This window comes from Labrenzia sp. THAF82 (assembly GCF_009363435.1).
In the GTDB taxonomy this organism is placed as follows: Bacteria; Pseudomonadota; Alphaproteobacteria; order Rhizobiales; family Stappiaceae; genus Roseibium; species Roseibium porphyridii.
On sequence record NZ_CP045354.1, the window covers coordinates 190001 to 206503 of the forward strand.

At 56.0% G+C, this 16503-nt stretch carries 17 protein-coding genes (1 of these 17 running past the window's edge); 9 read left to right on the forward strand and 8 right to left on the reverse strand.

Features of this window, described 5'->3' with window-relative positions:
- From FIV00_RS00840 to FIV00_RS00860, 5 genes are all read right to left on the reverse strand, one after another.
- Positions 1 to 1193: the 5' portion of an AMP-binding protein gene (locus FIV00_RS00840; protein ID WP_152499039.1), read on the reverse strand. 235 nt of this gene lie to the left of the window's left edge; only the first 1193 of its 1428 coding nucleotides appear in the window; its start codon is at positions 1191 to 1193; its stop codon lies off the left edge, out of view.
- 25 nt (positions 1194 to 1218) lie between these two features.
- Positions 1219 to 1773, reverse strand: a complete 555-nt coding sequence (locus tag FIV00_RS00845) for a biotin transporter BioY (RefSeq protein WP_152499040.1) — start codon at positions 1771 to 1773, stop codon at positions 1219 to 1221.
- 144 nt (positions 1774 to 1917) lie between these two features.
- Positions 1918 to 2517, reverse strand: a complete 600-nt coding sequence (locus FIV00_RS00850; RefSeq protein WP_247649389.1) for an energy-coupling factor transporter transmembrane protein EcfT — start codon at positions 2515 to 2517, stop codon at positions 1918 to 1920.
- A gap of 5 nt (positions 2518 to 2522) precedes the next feature.
- A complete protein-coding gene (locus FIV00_RS00855; protein ID WP_152499042.1) occupies positions 2523 to 3299 on the reverse strand; it encodes an energy-coupling factor ABC transporter ATP-binding protein in 777 nt (258 codons plus the stop codon).
- Between the two features lie 223 nt (positions 3300 to 3522).
- A complete protein-coding gene (locus FIV00_RS00860) occupies positions 3523 to 4932 on the reverse strand; it encodes a PLP-dependent aminotransferase family protein (RefSeq protein ID WP_209006758.1) in 1410 nt (469 codons plus the stop codon).
- 105 nt (positions 4933 to 5037) lie between these two features.
- On the opposite strand from FIV00_RS00860, the gene FIV00_RS00865 reads away from it, so the two are divergent.
- The 5 genes from FIV00_RS00865 (at position 5038) to FIV00_RS00885 (ending at position 9301) form a co-directional block, all read left to right on the forward strand.
- Complete coding sequence (locus tag FIV00_RS00865) at positions 5038 to 5634, forward strand: LysE family translocator (protein WP_152499043.1); 597 nt, start codon at positions 5038 to 5040, stop codon at positions 5632 to 5634.
- Positions 5635 to 5987: 353 nt separating this feature from the next.
- Entirely contained in the window at positions 5988 to 6887 is a 900-nt protein-coding gene (locus FIV00_RS00870; protein WP_152499044.1) for a LysR family transcriptional regulator, read from the forward strand.
- Positions 6888 to 7016: 129 nt separating this feature from the next.
- A complete protein-coding gene (locus FIV00_RS00875; protein ID WP_152499045.1) occupies positions 7017 to 7661 on the forward strand; it encodes a phosphoribosylanthranilate isomerase in 645 nt (214 codons plus the stop codon).
- 33 nt (positions 7662 to 7694) lie between these two features.
- Positions 7695 to 8900, forward strand: coding sequence for a tryptophan synthase subunit beta (gene trpB, locus FIV00_RS00880; RefSeq protein WP_152504055.1), 1206 nt, complete (start codon positions 7695 to 7697; stop codon positions 8898 to 8900).
- A gap of 230 nt (positions 8901 to 9130) precedes the next feature.
- The gene (locus FIV00_RS00885; RefSeq protein ID WP_152499046.1) at positions 9131 to 9301 is read left to right on the forward strand and encodes a DUF1127 domain-containing protein; all 171 of its coding nucleotides are present in this window, start codon (positions 9131 to 9133) and stop codon (positions 9299 to 9301) included.
- Positions 9302 to 9391: 90 nt separating this feature from the next.
- Here FIV00_RS00885 and FIV00_RS00890 read toward each other — a convergent pair whose 3' ends face one another.
- The gene (locus FIV00_RS00890; protein ID WP_152499047.1) at positions 9392 to 9598 is read right to left on the reverse strand and encodes a hypothetical protein; all 207 of its coding nucleotides are present in this window, start codon (positions 9596 to 9598) and stop codon (positions 9392 to 9394) included.
- A gap of 537 nt (positions 9599 to 10135) precedes the next feature.
- On the opposite strand from FIV00_RS00890, the gene trpA reads away from it, so the two are divergent.
- The 4 genes from trpA (at position 10136) to FIV00_RS00910 (ending at position 14758) form a co-directional block, all read left to right on the forward strand.
- Positions 10136 to 10969, forward strand: coding sequence for a tryptophan synthase subunit alpha (trpA, locus tag FIV00_RS00895; protein WP_152499048.1), 834 nt, complete (start codon positions 10136 to 10138; stop codon positions 10967 to 10969).
- Between the two features lie 79 nt (positions 10970 to 11048).
- Complete coding sequence (gene accD / locus FIV00_RS00900; RefSeq protein WP_152499049.1) at positions 11049 to 12005, forward strand: acetyl-CoA carboxylase, carboxyltransferase subunit beta; 957 nt, start codon at positions 11049 to 11051, stop codon at positions 12003 to 12005.
- Between the two features lie 137 nt (positions 12006 to 12142).
- Positions 12143 to 13459 (forward strand): folylpolyglutamate synthase/dihydrofolate synthase family protein, encoded by a 1317-nt coding sequence (locus tag FIV00_RS00905; RefSeq protein WP_152499050.1) that lies wholly within the window; start codon positions 12143 to 12145, stop codon positions 13457 to 13459.
- A gap of 36 nt (positions 13460 to 13495) precedes the next feature.
- Positions 13496 to 14758, forward strand: coding sequence for a hypothetical protein (locus FIV00_RS00910; protein WP_152499051.1), 1263 nt, complete (start codon positions 13496 to 13498; stop codon positions 14756 to 14758).
- A gap of 57 nt (positions 14759 to 14815) precedes the next feature.
- Here FIV00_RS00910 and FIV00_RS00915 read toward each other — a convergent pair whose 3' ends face one another.
- Together FIV00_RS00915 and FIV00_RS00920 are read right to left on the reverse strand one after the other, a co-directional pair.
- Positions 14816 to 15733, reverse strand: a complete 918-nt coding sequence (locus FIV00_RS00915; protein ID WP_152499052.1) for a bifunctional helix-turn-helix domain-containing protein/methylated-DNA--[protein]-cysteine S-methyltransferase — start codon at positions 15731 to 15733, stop codon at positions 14816 to 14818.
- Between the two features lie 109 nt (positions 15734 to 15842).
- The gene (locus FIV00_RS00920) at positions 15843 to 16304 is read right to left on the reverse strand and encodes an Lrp/AsnC family transcriptional regulator (RefSeq protein ID WP_152499053.1); all 462 of its coding nucleotides are present in this window, start codon (positions 16302 to 16304) and stop codon (positions 15843 to 15845) included.
- Positions 16305 to 16503 lie beyond the last annotated feature (199 nt).

Here is a 16503-nt window from a genome sequence, read left to right on the forward strand (position 1 = left end):
ACCACCACGGCGGTCGCCACTGCGGCGTGGTTCAGAAGCTGAGCCTCAACTTCTTCGGGATAAACATTGAGGCCCGATGTTACGATCATGCGGTTTGATCGACCGGTCAGGAACAGGAAACCGCTTCCGTCCAGATAGCCGTGATCGCCGACGGTCAACCAGCCTTCGGACCAACGAGTATCCGACGATTGGCCACACAAATATCCGGCAAAAAGCAGGTTGCTTTTGACCCAGATCTCTCCGGCTTTGCCACTTGGCAGGGGATGCGCCGGGTCGCCAATTGCAATTTGTACCCCATGCGCTGCGCGGCCGACTGAGCCTTGCGGAACATAATCGCCCGGCCGTGAAATTGAAATGAAACTCGTTTCAGATGCTCCGTAAAATTCCGTCAGGCAGGCATCTGGAAAGATACTGGCCATCGCGGTTCGCTGCCCATCCTGCCATTTCGCACCGCTGACCAAGATCTGTCTGACCGTCTCGACAGGGCCATTGCGCCTGGCCGCTTGCCCCAAGTAGTGAACCTGCGTTGGTGTTGCATAAAGGACGGCTCCCTCCCGGGCTCGATAAAGTTCGGCAAGAAGCTCTTTTGGATCAAAACGCTCCATAAGGACGACTTGATGGCCGCCAGATAATCCATAAACAGCGCCATAAAGGTGCAGCGAATGGGTGAGCCCACCCGCAATGACGATCCTGTTGTTCAGAGCGTTGCCGAATTCACGATCTGATAGCTCAAAACTCTTGAGCCAGGACCTATGAGTGCGGACATATCCCTTTGGAAAACCGCTGCTGCCGGAGGTAAAGCCTGCAAAAAAGAGAGCCTCTTCATCAGGCCTGTCGTCCGTTCGTTGGCCGCTGACCGGATTGAACAGTTGCGAGCCGTGTTGGATGAAAAGGGCCGGACTCACTTCCGCCAGTACAGACTTCATCAAACGGTCCGGCCACTCCGGGTCGACAATCAGAGCGACACGACCCGTGCGCGCTGACGCGAAGAGGCCAATCAGCAACGACATCGGGTCGGCCAGGGCAAGTGCGACCCTGGCACCGGCAATCGTTTCTTGGCAAATTACCGCCGCCGCCGCTTCAATCCGGTCGAACAACTCCAGCCAGGTAAGAGAGGCCGGACCGCATTTTAGCGCGGTGTCTGCGGGCTTTGCCGTCGCATATGCTTCAAGCCGGTCGCCAACAAAGGTCATCCAAGCGGTCCAATCGCCCTACGTCCTAGGTCCTGGATAGGAAGGCAGCCGGCAGGCCTCTTGAAATGGTCTCAGCGACAAGTGCCGTGATGGCGACCTTCAGCAAATCGCCGGGAATGAACACTGCGCTGCCAACCGCTGCCTCGGTGAGCGACAATCCAGCCTTATAGGCAAGTCCTGGAATGCCGAAGGCGTAAACTACAACAATCCCTCCGATTGCCGCAGCAATCGTAGAGGACGTAAGCACATTCAATCGTCCGGTTGCGCGCATGATCCAGCCGGCAACAAATGCACCTACCGGCCAACCGATGAGAAAGCCAACGGACGGAGTGAAGAACACGCCCAGACCGCCTCTGCCGCCGGCAAGCAAAGGTGCCCCCAAGGCAATGATAAAGAGAAACAGAAGCACCGCCAGAGCACCGCGAACCGGGCCGAGCATGACACCGGCCAACATGACACCAAGCGTCTGCGCGGTGATCGGGACACCGCTTAAAAACGGTATGGCCACCGGAGGCAGCAGGCCAAGCGCTGCAATGAGAGCGGCATAGAAAGCAACGTGAACCAAAGACCGATCAGCCATATCGTTCATTCCTCTTGAGTGTCTTGTCTCTTTTGTTGCCACAGAACACTTTCGTACAAGCCGTTCCGTCCAACGCAGTTGTGTCGGGCGCCGGATACCCCAGTTTCAACCGGGATGCCAGACCTGGCCATACCTGCGACTCAACTATCTTGTCAGTCCGTTTGAGCCGCCCCGTGCTTTCAATGCCTCTGCGACATGGTCCGACATGCGAAGGGATTGTATGGCAAATGGTGCCAACAGACGCCAGGAACCGGTTGATCCCGTTCGCGCCCGATAAGCTTCCCGCAACACTGAAAAGACTTGCAGCATGTAGGGTGTGAAGCGAAGGACGAGAGTGACCCCGAGCGCAGGCTTGCGCGATGAAACCCCAAACCATTCCAGCGGCCGGAAAAGCGGTTGCACGGCTGCCATCATATCGTCCATGCGCGTCGTGACAGACACAAAATTCGCAGCGAGGATCATGACCAGAAGTCTCAAAATGATGGCAAATCCTTCTAGGAGCGTTCCGGACAGCCAGTGCAGTGCCAGCAGACATGCAAGAAGCACCGACAACCCGTGCAAGAGCTTTAACCGGGCCAGACCTTGTCGACCCAAACTGGCATAAAGACAGATGACGACAGCCAAACACGGCAAGAGGACCCAGAACGACGTCACCTGAAACAGCACGATACTGGCGACAGCGACCGCTACCAGTTTCGGACCCGCCGGGAGCCGATGCGCCCAAGTGTCACCAGGAATTTGCATCGCGATCACAGCGCCACAAGCTCCAATTTGCTGCCCAATCTGCTGTCAAGATCAGCGCGGTAGGCCGCAAGCACTTCATGCGGTGCCCCGTCCATGCGCAAGCGCCCTTCCTCAAGCCAAAGAATCCGGTCAAAGCCTTCAAAATGACTGAGATCATGGCTGACAAGGACGATCTTTTGCGGCAACGACATCAGCATTGATCGAATGCGGCTGGTCGCAAGAGCGTCAAGACTGGTCATGGGCTCATCGAGCACCAGAAGCCGAGGCTCCATAACCAGCACCGCCAGAATGCAGATCAGCTGCTTCTGACCTTCCGAGAGTTCTGAAATCGGCCTTTCAGCCAGCGCTTCACACCCATGGGTGGCGAGAAACACCCGCGCCTGGCGGCGGCTTTCATCCTTTTCGTATCCAAGCTGTGTGAGACCGAAGGCAATTTCTTCTTCAACTGTTGGAAAGATCGCTTGATGATCTGGGTTCTGGAACACGAAGCCCACATGACGTGGCAGTTCTGGTTCGGCAATCGTTGCCGGTGCACCAAATAGCGAAAGGTCACCGCTGCTGGGAGTGCGTAGCCCATTCAGAAGCCTTACGAAAGTGCTTTTCCCAGAGCCGTTTAACCCTATTACACCGATGCGATCTTCGTTGAGACGAAATGTCAGATCACTCAGAACTGACCGATCCGCGATTTCCAGAGTGACGTTTTCAAAGGCAGCAAACGGCTTGGCGTCCGGGTCGCAGACACGCGTTTCAGTCTGTTTGCTTTTCCTTGGCCAGAACGCCATATCACCTCGCCGCCAGTCGGCCGCTTCAAGAGTTTTCTCTTAGCTTCGCGCCGCTTATCGACCGGAAACCCTTTTGTGTCAAAGACGCTTCATTTTACGTGACGCAGCAGAAGCAGCAAATCGGCAATAGGGGCATTCACCATTTCACCGACTTGCGCACAGCGTTCCGTCGGCGTCCGGCCGCACGAACGCTTTTCCAAAACTATAGGCGCTGCGAGAGGACTTAGCCGACCGGACGTGTCAACTCAGGCAGATCAGCTAATTGATTGATTGTCGACCTGATGCGCTTCAGTGCCCAGACGAAGCGGTCATCGGAAGGCTCGGACCCGAAGGTGAGGCGCACATACGGGGCAGATTCATAGTCCTTCACCTGGAAATGGCGGGACGACAACACGGACACTCCCTGATGGCCAAGGGCTGCCTGCAAGGCGTCCGGGTCGACCTGATCCGGCAAGCGCAACCAGCCGAACACCTTGTCGGTGCCGCTTTGCAGGAAATGAGGCGCTAGAATTTCGCGTGCGTTCAAGAACCTGCTTCTGTTGGCCTTTCGCTTCAGACGCAGGGTTCTGAACAACAATCCTTCGCGCACCCAACCTGCGATCAGCTCCGCCGTTATGGGCGACGCCATCCACGTGCTTTCACCAATCTTGTTGCGGATGCTGTCTCCAAAAGACGCCGGCACATGAACAAAACCGATCCGGCTTCCTGGCGAACAGACCTTGGAGATACTTGCAATCGAGGCCGTCAATTCAGGTGCGAGAGCGCCGAAAGACGGCAACGTTTCCGGCAGGAAAGGGGTATAGGGATCATCTTCGACAATCTTGAGATCATTTTCACGTGCCACACGCACCAGATCTTCACGCTCTGTGATCGACATGGTGTGGGTTGTCGGGTTCTGCATGTTGGGCATGAGGAAAACACCCTTGACGCCATGAGTCCTGGCGGCAGATGCCAATGCGTCCGGATCCATTGTTCCAAAGCCGCCATCTTCTCGCCTGAGCGCGGGAAGTGGCACAGCTTTCAGCCCGAGGCTGGAGAGCGAGCTGAAGATCGAAGGGTAGGTAAACCGGTCGACCGCAACCGCGTCTCCGGTTCTGAAAAGGGCCTGACAGGTCACCTGAATTCCATGCTGAGCACCACAAGTCACAGCAACGCGGGCAGGATCGGCCTCGAGCCCGTAATCCTTGAACACCAGCACTCCGGTTTCCCGATGAGCCCTCAGGCCTTCAGACGGGACAAACCCGTTCAATCGATCGATGCCGTTCGTCTTCGCCATGCGCACCAGACCCTCGGCAAGGCTCGGATTCAGGTGCGGATAAGCAAAATTTCGGGCGAGGTCACAAGCTTCTGGCTCGTCCTCTTGGGGTACGAGTGGAGAAACCTTCTGCGTTTCTGAGGCCACATAGGTTCCCCGACCAGTTTCTCCCTTCACCAGACGGCGGCGTTCAGCTTCACCATAGGCGCGTGTAATCGTTCCGAGTGTAACACCCAGCTGATAAGCAAGCTCGCGCTGCGGCGGCAACCGGTCACCTTGAGCCAGCGCCCCGGCCTGTATGTCGCCTTCAAGGGCGTCGGCGATTGCAAGATAAATGGGACCTGCAGCGGCCTCTATGTTCGGGATCCACATTGTCATGAGAACAATGTTATCATTGACGCATACAATTTTTCAAGACAGTTAGAGTCTTCATTACTTTGTATCAATTGTATCTATCCAGACGATACAATGACTGGAGACAAAATGGACCCCGCGACACTTCTAGCCTTTGCGGTCTTCATCATCGTCATGACCGGCACGCCCGGTCCGGGCAATCTGACTTTTCTGGCGATCGGCGCGTCGGCGGGATATCGAACCGCCTTTCCGGTCATCCTGGCGTCTGTTGTCGGCGCATGGCCACTGAAACTCAGCGTCGCTTACGGATTAGGTCACGTCATGGCAGGCGGCGGAACAATTGTTACCGTGTTCAAGGTTCTGAGCATGGCCTACATGACCTATCTTGCATGGCGAATTGTCTCACTCTCGATCAAACCGAAAGGAGAGGTTGCCCTGCCAAGCTTCTGGGAGGGGCTTTTGATTCATCCACTCAGCCCAAAGACGTGGGCGATGAACCTTGTTGCTTTCTCGACTTTCCTTGCGGGAAACGGCCTCGGCATACACGAGAACGCCTTGATTTTGCTGGTTGGATTTTCACTAGGCGGCCTGGTTTTTCACTCGCTTTGGGCGCTTGTCGGCGTTTCCATTCTTGCAGTTATCGGTGAGGGACCGTTCATGCGCGCCATCACCGTTGTCATGGCTGCCGGTATGCTGGCTGCAACTGCCTGGGCTCTTCTGCTTTGAAGCTCCTGGACCTCAAGTCACTTTGACTGCAGGTCCATTTCCAACCGCCACTTCTCGTGCAAGGAAGCCGCCTCAAACGAGGTGTCGCTAAGCCCGATGTCTCGCATCAGAGCTGGTGACAAGTCGCCGGGAGCAATGCGTTTCGGGCGTCGGTGGGACCGCCGGTTGAACATCATCGCAAAAAACCTCTTTATGAAACCTGGGGTTTGTCTTTCAACCAACACCTCATCGACTTCACATCGAATGCACTCTGACATCTCTGTAACTCCTTGGCTTTAGGAAGTTACATATCGATCCGGTATGCTTGTCTTACCAACGAAATCTCGATAAGTACGCATAAGGGAAACTTATGCATGTCAAACAATCTGCCGCCGCTCTCAGCTATCCGCGCATTTGAAGCCGCAAGCCGCCACCTCAGTTTCACCAAGGCTGGAGAGGAGCTCGGCATGACGCAGGCGGCCGTCAGCTACCAGATCCGGCTTCTGGAAGAACGACTCGGTTTTCAGCTCTTCACCAGGAAGACGCGCCGGATCGAACTGACAGAGCATGGCGCTGAACTTGCGGCAAAGGTTGTTGAGTCCTTCACATCCCTGAGACAGGCCTTCGAAGACGTAACAGACAAGAATGCTGGCCAACTTGTCGTTTCCAGCAACACCACCTTCGCTGTGAATTGGCTGTCCAATCGTCTGGTTCATTTTCAGATGCAAAATCCCGACATTGCCGTGCGCATTCTCCCCTATGGTCCTGACGCACATCCTCGTTTTGAAAGTTCTGATGTCGTCGTGTCCGCATGCAAGGCACCTCCGAAAGATTGGATCGCGCATGAGGTCGTCAAGGCGACCTTTACCCCTATGCTGAGCCCCGTGCTTGCCGAGACCATCGGGGGCGTCAAACAACCAGAGGACATTCTGAAACTGCCGCTCGTGGATCCGCAGGATCCATGGTGGGAAATCTGGTTTGCCGCAGCCGGTATTCCGGATGTGGATCTCAGCAATTATCCGAACTCACGCATGGGTTCGCAGGCGCTTGAAGCAAACAGGGCCATTGCAGGTCAGGGCGTGGCTATCCTGACGCCTTATTTTTGCAAAAGCGCCATAGAGACGGGCCAACTGATCCAGCCGTTTGAATTGACCTGCCGTGTGGAGGCCGAAAGCTGGTTCTTGAGCTATCCGCCGATCAACCGGACCAGCCGCAAAGTCAGGTTGTTCCGTGACTGGGTTTCGGACGAGTTGAAACGCGACGGAATGCTCTAGCTGACATTCGTTACCGAGGTAGCATCACACAGCCTGCCGAAGGCTTCGCCGATGCCGTCACGTTTTGAAAAAGTGAAACGCCAATTCCTCTTTTGACAAACCGCGCTGCAGCGGCGATACCTCAACCCCATGTCGGATATAAAAGTAAAAATTTGCGGCCTGTCGACCGAAGAAACCATGGAAGCTGCGCTGGATGCCGGCGCAGACATGGTCGGCCTGATGTTTTTTCCAAAGAGCCCACGCCACGTTTCCTTGAGCGATGCCTGCAAGCTGGCCGACATGGCCCGTGGCCGTGCTGAAATCGTGGCCGTGACGGTGGATATGGATCTGGACGGTCTTTCGCGGATCAAGGAACTGGTGGCGCCCGACACGTTCCAGTTCCACGGCAGTGAAGCACCCGAAGCATGTGCGGCCGCTAAGGTGATGCACGGAACCGGCGTTATGAAAGCCGTGTCGGTGGCCGCGAAGGAAGATCTGGAAAAGGCACTGTATTATTCGGTCGTCGCAGACCGGATCCTATTTGATGCCAAGCCACCAAAGGGATCGGACCTGCCAGGCGGAAACGGTGTTTCTTATGACTGGTCGCTGCTCAAAGACCTTGACCTGAAGAAGCCCTTCATGCTTTCGGGTGGATTGAATGCAGACAATGTCGCCGAGGCGATCCGCGTAAGCGGCGTAAAGGAAGTCGATGTCTCTTCGGGTGTCGAGCGAGACAAAGGCGTCAAGGACAGCAATCTAATTCGCGCATTTATGGCAGCGGTCAAAGCGGCCTGACCTGCCGGACGAAGGAGAATACGCGTGAACGACATGGCGAACAGCATCCGGACCGGTCCGGACGATCGCGGACATTTCGGAATTTTTGGAGGCCGCTATGTGGCCGAAACCCTGATGCCGCTGATCCTTGATCTGGAGCAGCACTACAAGGATGCGAAGGACGACCCGGCATTTCATGCCGAAATCGAATCCCTGAACACGCATTATACCGGTCGGCCGTCACCGCTCTATTTCGCTGAACGCCTGACTGAAGAACTCGGCGGCGCCAAGATCTATTTCAAGCGTGATGAGCTGAACCACACCGGATCTCACAAGATCAACAACTGTCTCGGTCAGATCCTGCTTGCCAAACGCATGGGTAAAACCAGGATCATTGCTGAAACGGGCGCCGGACAGCATGGTGTCGCAACCGCCACGGTTTGTGCAAGCTTCGGCTTACCGTGCGTGGTTTATATGGGCAAGACCGATGTGGAACGGCAAAAGCCCAACGTTTTCCGCATGAAGCTGCTAGGTGCAGAAATTGTTCCAGTGACAGCTGGTGCCGGCACGCTGAAAGACGCGATGAACGAAGCACTGCGCGACTGGGTCACCAATGTCGACAACACCTACTATCTGATTGGAACTGCTGCCGGTCCACATCCCTATCCGGAAATGGTCCGCGACTTTCAGTCAGTAATCGGCAAAGAATTGCGCGAGCAAATCGTTGAGGCCGAAGGCCGGCTTCCGGATGCGCTTGTTGCCGCGGTTGGCGGCGGGTCAAACGCCATCGGGCTCTTCCATCCGTTCCTGGATGACAAGGATGTCAAAATCTACGGCGTGGAAGCAGGTGGTCACGGCCTGGAAGGCGAGGAGCATTGCGCTTCCCTGACTGCAGGCAAACCGGGCGTGCTGCACGGCAACCGAACATTTCTGCTTCAGGACGATGACGGGCAAATCCTGGAAGGGCACTCCATTTCGGCCGGACTCGATTATCCGGGCATCGGGCCTGAGCACTCCTGGCTGAAAGACATCGGCCGCGTCGAATATGTTCCGATCATGGACAATGAGGCATTGGAAGCATTTCAGCTTCTGACACGTGTCGAAGGCATTATCCCGGCACTCGAGCCATCGCACGCATTGGCTTATGTCGCCAAGCTGGCACCTCAGATGGACAAGGACCAGATTATCGTCATGAACCTTTGTGGTCGTGGCGACAAGGATGTCTTCGCCGTTGGCCAGATGCTCGGCTTCGATTTGTAAAATCGATCTCGTCGCACCTCATTTTTTTGGAAAGCCGCGCCTGACCATGGCGCGGCTTTTTCGTTTTCACGCCTGGCACCCCTGTTCCGGGGCTTTGTTAACCTGCTCAGCCAATTCGGCATTGCTGCAATGCAAACTTGTGCGTTGTCCGCAAAAATGGCGGGACTAAATTATGTGCAAAGAAAAACCGTGCACGACACCTCATCCGCCCCTCTCAAAGGAACACACCAATGGCATTCGACATGATTAGCGGTTTTGTTCGCGATGTTCGCGCCGCACACCGCACGGCAAACGAAATTGAACGCTTGAACCACATGAACACGGCTCAGCTTGCTGACCTCGGCTTGGAGCGCAGCGATATCGCGAGCCACGCCTTCGGTAAATATTTCAAGAAGCGATAACGATCGCTGGCGGACAGAGCCGCTAAACGATCCGGTTGACGGACCTCGTAAATGAAAAAGCCGTGCGCCTGCTCATCAGCGCACGGCTTTTCATTTGATGGGCTTGATTGCAAAGGCAGCCTGGAGAAACTGCTGCCTCCCGCGAGCATCAAGCGATCTAACCTGAGCGGTCAACTCTGGCGCTGTGTGTGACCCGGTTTCCGGTTGCTGCGATCCGTTGATGTTGAATTCTATGACGCGTCTCCAGAACCGCTCACCAAGTGGCTTCGGTGCTGGTTCAAAGAGGGAATGGGCCATTTTCAGCTCCTTGTTTTCTTCGATGGCTTTCTAGTTCAAACAAAATAGACGCACAGAGTGCATATTTCCAGAGGCAATTGATGCGCCTCTGACAATCCAGCCATGCATTTTTAGCAAGCCTGATTTGCAGTCAGCGCTATTGCTGCAGTGCAAAAATCTCATAAGTATCCTGCTTCGAATGGTTTTATAAATCTGGTTCCTCCGGTGTAAGATGAGTGTTTTGCAGGCTATCCTTTTAAGTGCACCTTCCGCTGCACCGCTTTCGACGGTTTTTCGCGGTACGGGCGGACCGTGCCTGCGCGCCGCAAAAGCGAGGGGCATCCGCAGCGAACACGTCTATCGAGCCGACGCTGAGTTTCGCGCAATCGGATTGATTGATTATCCGAGCAAGTAAAGATCTCGGCCTGCCGACCCCGATGGTCTCAAAACCAAACCGAATTCCTGCACAATAGATTGACATTCCGCACGCTGCGCCCGTACATCGCTCAGATGACAAAGCCTGTGTGATATGGCCGGGCGGAAAAAGGGTAGCAGTGAATGACGGAAACGCGCATCGATCGCCGTTTTAAAGCTTGTGCAGAGGCCGGAAGACCGGCGCTGGTCACCTTTATTACCGCTGGAGATCCGGATCTAGAAACGTCGCAAGCCGTTCTCAACGCGCTTCCTGCCGCCGGTGCCGATGTGATTGAGTTGGGAATGCCATTTTCCGACCCGATGGCAGAAGGCATTCCGATCCAATTAGGCAACCAGCGCGCTCTTGCTGCCGGACATACCATGGACAAGACGTTGGACATGGTGCGGGCTTTCCGGAAGCAGGATCAGGATACGCCAATCATTTTAATGGGGTACTTCAACCCCATCTATGTGCGCGATCCCAAAAAATTCGTACACGTTGCCAAGGACGCGGGCGTGGACGGTTTCATCATTGTCGACATTCCGGCCGAAGCGGACGATGAATTCTGCATTCCTGCCCTGGAAGCCGGTCTCAACTTCATTCGTCTCGCCACGCCGACGACCGATGACAAGCGCCTTCCGGCCGTTCTGGCCAACACCTCAGGTTTCGTCTATTATGTCTCGGTGACTGGAATTACCGGTGCCAGCATTGCGGATACCGGCCGGGTGACCACTGCGGTAAATCGCATCAAGGGCCATACCGAACTGCCGGTCGCGGTTGGTTTTGGCGTCAAGACGGCCGATCAGGCCGCCGTCATCGGCAAAGATGCAGACGGTGTCGTTGTCGGGTCGGTTCTTGTTAATGCCATTCGCGACAGCCTGGACGAAGCCGGCAAGGCCACCGACAAAACCGTTCAGGCAGTGTCGGACGTGGTCAGTGACCTGGCCTCCGGTTGTGCCCGAGCCCGTCAGGCCTGACGGTTGAAATGAATTGAAGGAATTGCGGCGGACCCCATATCTCCGCCATAGGTAACTCGAGTATTGGGACGCGCCTGACGTGAACTGGATCAATTCTATTGTACGCCCCAAGATCCGGGATCTTTGGAAAAAACGTGAAGTTCCGGAGAACCTTTGGATCAAATGTCCGGAAACCGGTGAAATGGTTTTTCATCGGGATCTGGAGGCCAATCTTTGGGTGATTCCGAATTCCGGTCATCACATGCGCATGCCTGCGCGCAAACGACTTGATTCGTTTTTCGATGGTGGAAAACATACCCCTGTCGAGTCGCCAGAGGTTCAGGCAGACCCTTTGAAATTCCGTGACAGCAAACGCTACACGGATCGCATGAAGGACGCTCGTTCCAAGACGGGCGAAAACGAGGCCGTCCATGTGGCGCAGGGTAATGTCAACGGCATGGCCATGACTGTTGCCGTGCAGGACTTCACCTTTGTCGGCGGATCGCTCGGCATGGCTGTCGGCGAGGCCATCCTTGCAGGCATGATGAAAGCCGTTGAAGACAAAACACCGTTTGTGATGTTTGTTGCTTCCGGCGGTGCCCGGATGCAGGAAGGCATTTTGTCATTGATGCAGATGCCACGCACGACAGTCGGCGTGCAAATGCTGCGTGAAGCGGGTCTGCCTTACATCGTCGTGCTGACAAACCCGACAACCGGAGGTGTTTCTGCATCTTATGCAATGCTCGGCGATATTCATATCGCAGAGCCGGGTGCCCAGATCGGCTTTGCCGGCCGCCGCGTGATCGAGCAGACCGTCCGCGAAAAACTTCCGGAAGATTTTCAGACCGCTGAATATCTCCTCGATCATGGCATGATCGATATGGTCGTGCCGCGACAGGAGATGAAAGACACCATCGCTCGTGTCTGCGGCATCCTCATGAAACGCGAAGTCGAGCTGCCGCGCCTGGAAGCTCCCAAAGAGCCTGCGCAGGACACTGAAGACAATGCTGAAAAGGCGGCTGAAGAACCCGCCAAGGAAGCTGAAGCGTCAGCCTAAGCGCGCAAATTTTCCGTAAAATGTCGCGAATGCGGCAATTCACGACATTTCCGGGCTGTTCGCTTGTCTCGCGAGCAGCCATATCCTAAAGGCGTAACAGACGCTGTAACGGATGACAGGACCCTGCGGAGGGCGCCTTGGATCAAATCACGAAAATTCTGGACCGCCTTCTGGCGCTGCACCCCAAAGAGATCGATCTATCACTTGGTCGGATGCATCGGCTGCTGGCAGCCCTCGATCACCCCGAGCAACGCCTGCCCCCGGCTATCCATATTGCCGGCACAAACGGCAAGGGATCGGTGACGGCGACGATGCGGGCTATCCTGGAGGCTTCCGGAAAACGATGCCACGTTTATACCTCACCGCATCTGGTCTCCTTCAATGAGCGCATCCGGCTGGGAAGCGATGGAAAGTTCGTCTCCGACCCTTTGCTTTTCGACGCGCTTCACCGCTGCGAAGAAGCCAATGCTGGCGCCGAAATAACCTTTTTCGAAATTACGACCGCAGCGGCGCTTCTCCTCTTTGCCGAACAACCGGCAGACATTTTGCTGCTTGAAGTCGGACTGGGCGGCCGTCTCGATGCAACCAATGTGGTCGACGAGCCCCTGGTCTCGATCATCACACCAGTGTCCATGGACCACGAGAAGTTCCTTGGCAACGATCTGGCGGTCATCGCTCGGGAGAAAGCCGGCATCATCAAGCACGGCGTGCCGGTCATCTGCGCAGCACAAGAAGACACAGCCCTGCCTGAAATCACACGACAAGCCGCACGCAACCGCGCACTCATCCAGGTTTTTGGTCAGGACTTTATCGCCCAGGAAGACCAGGGGCGCATGGCGTTTCAGGATGAGGAAGGTTTGATCGACCTGCCACTTCCCGTGCTGGGCGGAAGACATCAGTTCGAAAACGCGGCCCTTGCCATCGCCGCTCTGAAAGTGGCTCATCTCCTGCCCGGCGAAGCAACGATTGCCGATGGGCTCAAACATGTGAACTGGCCCGGTCGTCTGCAACCGCTGACCCACGGTGCTCTTCTCGACATGTGCCCGGCGGGCGCTGAAGTCTGGATCGATGGTGGCCACAACCCGGGCGCCGGAATCTCGGTCGCCCAATTCATGGGTGAACAGGAAGAACGCACTCCGCGCCCGCTCTATCTGATCGCCGGCATGCTAACAACCAAAGATCCGGTCGGGTATTTTCGACCCTTTCACGGACTGGTCCGTCATGTGGGCACTGTGCCAATCTCGACAACGTCGACTGGGAGAACACCCGAAGACCTGGCAGACCTTGCCCGTTGCGCCGGACTTGAGGCGACACCGTTTCAATCGCTGGACGCAGCCCTTGCGGATGTGGCAGCTTGTGCGCAACAGGACGGCGAAGCGCCCAGGATCTTGATTTGCGGTTCGCTTTATCTGGCCGGTGAGGCCCTGGCGCGCAACGGAATGGCGCCAGATTGAGCACTTTCCGGCCAAGGCTATCAGGAGGTCAGCCGGATGAAACGCCCGATTAGTATCCTTGCCAGTTTCGCCGGTGCGTTGCTTGGAACGGCCCTGTTGGCGGGACCGGCGATGTCACTGAGCGAGCAATATGAAACGCCGCCAGAGCAGGACCCTGCGGTTGTGCTGGACGGCAAGCAGCTTGGACCCGGTTATGCGGTTCTCGCTCCGGTTCGAAGTGACGGCTTCCTGCGCATCTACCAGCTGCAAACAGATCTCGGTGTGGAACGGATTGAGGGCGATGGCCTTTTGAAACTGCGGCTCTCCGAGCTCAAGGTTCTGGTCGCCCTGGAAAGCCTGAAAAATGACGCCAGCTTCGTCGATGGATTGAAGCAGGCCGCGATGAAGCCGGTAGAGTTCGTCGAGAACACGGTGACTGACCCGGTAGGGACTGCCAAAAACACGGTTTCCGGCGTCGGTCGGATGTTCGGCCGCCTGACCAAAGGTGTAGAGTCGGCCGTTACCGGCAAAGGCGGATCTCCCGCTGAATTGGCAAAGGCGATAACCGGGCAGGCCCGCGAACGCCGTGAACTTGCGGTTGAGCTCAGCGTCGATCCCTATACTTTCTATCGGCCACTGTCTGAAAAGCTGGACGAAACAGCGAGCGTTACAACAGCGGGCAACTGGACAGTCAGCGCGATTACGGCATTGCTTCCGGGCGGACTGGTCGTGTCGGCAGCACGTCAGGCTGACAATTTGAGCACGCTCATCATCGACAGCTCTCCCTCGGAGCTGGAAGAACGGACCGCTGCAGCTCTGCGCAATGCCGGTATCAGCGATCAGACGATCTCAAGAATTGCTGCCAACCCGTTTTATACGATCTCCGAAAAGGCCGCGATTGCTTATCAGCTTCAGGCCATGCCCGGTGTTCAGGACCTCGACCTGATCGCAGCCAAAGCCGCAGATGCCGAAAGCAGGGACATTGCCTATTTTCAACTGCGCCGCATTGTGCTTCTGGAGACCTACAATCGTGAAATCTCGGGTCTGAGTCAGATCAAGGAAGTCTCAAACATACCGGTTGCCATCCGTCGTGACGGTCTGGCCGCAGTTGTGCTTCCGCTTGACGAAGTTTCCTGGACGCAGACCGTGGCACAGACATTTTCGGCTATTCACACCGGCCTTGGCCAGTTGCCTTTTCCGCCCTCGGGCGTCGACTTCCTGATCACAGGCGAATTGACCCCGATGGCTGCCGAAAGGATCACCTCCTTTGGCTGGGAGATCACCGGAGACTATCCGATGCCCAAAGGGCCCGTGCATTAGACGAAGGAGCCTTCGCCCTTAACTCGATGGTCGAACGTGACCACCTAGGGAACACCCTCAAACACACTCCAGAACCGGTCCTGAGAGACCGCTTTCCCAGCCCAGGATTGCCCGTTTGCGGGTGAGCCCCCAATGGTAGCCGCCCAGTTTTCCGCCCTTGGCAAGCACCCTGTGACACGGCACGACAAAGGAAATCGGATTGCGGCCGACTGCTGTGCCGACGGCCCGCGAGGCTTTCGGTTTGCCGATCGAGGTGGCGATATCGGAATAGGTTGTTGCCTGACCCATTGGAATTCTGAGCAAGGTTTGCCAGACCCGAATTTCAAAATCCGTTCCGATCATGACAACGTTCAAAGGTTGGTCTTGCTGCCACTTGTCGGGATCGAACACGCGATCCGAATACGTAGCGGTCGCGTCCTGATCGGGAACGAATTGCGCAGCCGGCCAACGATCACACATATCCGTTAGGGCTTCTTCCTCACCGCCCGGATCGGCAAATCCAAGACCGGCAAGTCCCTTGTCCGTTGCCATGACCAGAACCTGCCCGAACGGCGAAGGGTGAAATCCGTAGGCTATCTTCAGTCCTGCGCCCCTGTTGCGGTAGTCACCCGGCGTCATTGCCTCATGCGTGACAAAAAGGTCGTGCAGCCGGGACGAGCCAGAAAGACCAACTTCGTAGGACGCATCCAGGACGCTGGCACTGTCTCGCAAGAGAGCCTTGGCGTGATCCAGTGTTATGGCCTGCAGGAACTGTTTTGGCGTCAATCCTGCCCATCTGGAAAACACTCTTTGCAACTGGATGGGCTGAAGCCCTGCCTCTCCTGCCAATTGCTCAAGTGACGGCTGCTCGCGCCAGTCTTCGGTAATACGCTTCAACGTTCTACGTACGATTTCATAGTGTTCGGCGGCTTCCGCACCAACGCATATCGGCGTTGGATCAGAAGTCAGGCTCGTAAGGTCGAGTGCTTTGGTCATGTCAGATCCATCAGCTCTATTCAGTCTGCGTTGATCCTAGCGGGCCAGCAGAACCAGCGCGACCCGATTTGCGATCCGACCTGGGCGACGATTTAGAGGGCAAGGCCCATCAACCCAGAACATCCCTGAACTCACTTGCAGATGCAGCCGGACCTTTTCTGGTCGACAGCAGAAGATTGGTTTCCGTGCCCGTGATGCCCTCGATCAGCCGAATGCGGTTCAATGCATCATCAAAGGCTGCCAGATCCCGCGTTGCGATTTCCAGAACCAGGTCCCATTTGCCGTTGGTGGAGTGAATGGCTCGGACTTCCGTCATGGCACCCAGGGCTCTGGACACCGGGTCGGTGTTGTGACCATCGACCACAACCAGGGTCACGGCCCTGATCGGCAGATCGCGCCAATCATCGCGCAAGACCGCCGTGAAGCCGAGTATCTCACCCGACTCGATCAGTTTCTCCATGCGCGCACGCACGGTTGCCCGGGACACTTTCAGATCACTTGCCAAATCGGACACCGATCGACGGCCATCATGGCGTAAATGCGAGACTAGGCGAAGATCGAGATCATCCATTGAACCATTTTGAGTAATTGAAGCTATCAAAATGATAAATCTTACCGCACATTTGATCAAGTTGCCGGATTTACTCCGCCGCGGCGTTTGCGCACACTTTCCAGATATTGCGAATTCAGGCGGAGAATGGCGTGGACGTTGTCGGAAAACAGATTGCCCTTGTTGGCGCGCCGGTTGACGAAGGCGCTGGTCAGCGAGG